The organism is Liquorilactobacillus capillatus DSM 19910 (genome assembly GCF_001434915.1).
GTDB classification, from domain to species: Bacteria; Bacillota; Bacilli; order Lactobacillales; family Lactobacillaceae; genus Liquorilactobacillus; species Liquorilactobacillus capillatus.
The window spans coordinates 1-1,706 of sequence record NZ_AZEF01000036.1 but is presented as its reverse complement, the minus strand read 5'-3'; the positions used below and the strand labels follow the sequence as shown (position 1 = coordinate 1,706).

Here is a 1,706-nt window from a genome sequence, read left to right as displayed (position 1 = left end):
CTTTGAAAACTGAACAAAGTTTCGACAAATCAAATGTGTAGGGTCTCCTACTTATAGTAGGAGCAAACATTTGCGAAGTCAATTCGCTAGTATTAAATTAATGAGTCACAAACTTTTTAAAATGAGAGTTTGATCCTGGCTCAGGACGAACGCTGGCGGCGTGCCTAATACATGCAAGTCGTACGCAAATCTTTCACCGAATGCTTGCATTCATCGAAAGATTTGAGTGGCGAACGGGTGAGTAACACGTGGGTAACCTGCCCAGAAGAAGGGGATAACACTTGGAAACAGGTGCTAATACCGTATAACAACAAAAACCGCCTGGTTTTTGTTTAAAAGATGGTTCTGCTATCACTTCTGGATGGACCCGCGGCGTATTAGCTAGTTGGTGAGGTAATGGCTCACCAAGGCAATGATACGTAGCCGAACTGAGAGGTTGATCGGCCACATTGGGACTGAGACACGGCCCAAACTCCTACGGGAGGCAGCAGTAGGGAATCTTCCACAATGGACGAAAGTCTGATGGAGCAACGCCGCGTGAGTGAAGAAGGTTTTCGGATCGTAAAACTCTGTTGTTAGAGAAGAACGTGTGTGAGAGTAACTGTTCATGCAGTGACGGTATCTAACCAGAAAGCCACGGCTAACTACGTGCCAGCAGCCGCGGTAATACGTAGGTGGCAAGCGTTGTCCGGATTTATTGGGCGTAAAGGGAACGCAGGCGGTTTTTTAAGTCTGATGTGAAAGCCTTCGGCTTAACCGAAGTCGTGCATTGGAAACTGGAAGACTTGAGTGCAGAAGAGGAGAGTGGAACTCCATGTGTAGCGGTGAAATGCGTAGATATATGGAAGAACACCAGTGGCGAAAGCGGCTCTCTGGTCTGTAACTGACGCTGAGGTTCGAAAGCATGGGTAGCAAACAGGATTAGATACCCTGGTAGTCCATGCCGTAAACGATGAATGCTAAGTGTTGGAGGGTTTCCGCCCTTCAGTGCTGCAGTTAACGCATTAAGCATTCCGCCTGGGGAGTACGATCGCAAGATTGAAACTCAAAGGAATTGACGGGGGCCCGCACAAGCGGTGGAGCATGTGGTTTAATTCGAAGCAACGCGAAGAACCTTACCAGGTCTTGACATCTTCTGCCAATCTAAGAGATTAGATGTTCCCTTCGGGGACAGAATGACAGGTGGTGCATGGTTGTCGTCAGCTCGTGTCGTGAGATGTTGGGTTAAGTCCCGCAACGAGCGCAACCCTTATTACTAGTTGCCAGCATTAAGTTGGGCACTCTAGTGAGACTGCCGGTGACAAACCGGAGGAAGGTGGGGATGACGTCAAATCATCATGCCCCTTATGACCTGGGCTACACACGTGCTACAATGGACAGTACAACGAGTCGCAAGACCGCGAGGTCAAGCTAATCTCTTAAAACTGTTCTCAGTTCGGATTGTAGGCTGCAACTCGCCTACATGAAGTCGGAATCGCTAGTAATCGCGGATCAGCATGCCGCGGTGAATACGTTCCCGGGCCTTGTACACACCGCCCGTCACACCATGAGAGTTTGTAACACCCAAAGCCGGTGAGGTAACCTTTTGGAGCCAGCCGTCTAAGGTGGGACAGATGATTGGGGTGAAGTCGTAACAAGGTAGCCGTAGGAGAACCTGCGGCTGGATCACCTCCTTTCTAAGGATAATTACGGAAACCTACACGATT

1 rRNA gene is annotated in these 1,706 nt (G+C 49.1%); it reads left to right on the top strand.

The features are described 5' to 3' along the window. The first annotated feature begins 117 nt into the window (after window positions 1-117). Window positions 118-1,676 (top strand): 16S ribosomal RNA (locus tag FC81_RS08530). The last annotated feature ends 30 nt before the right edge of the window (window positions 1,677-1,706 follow it).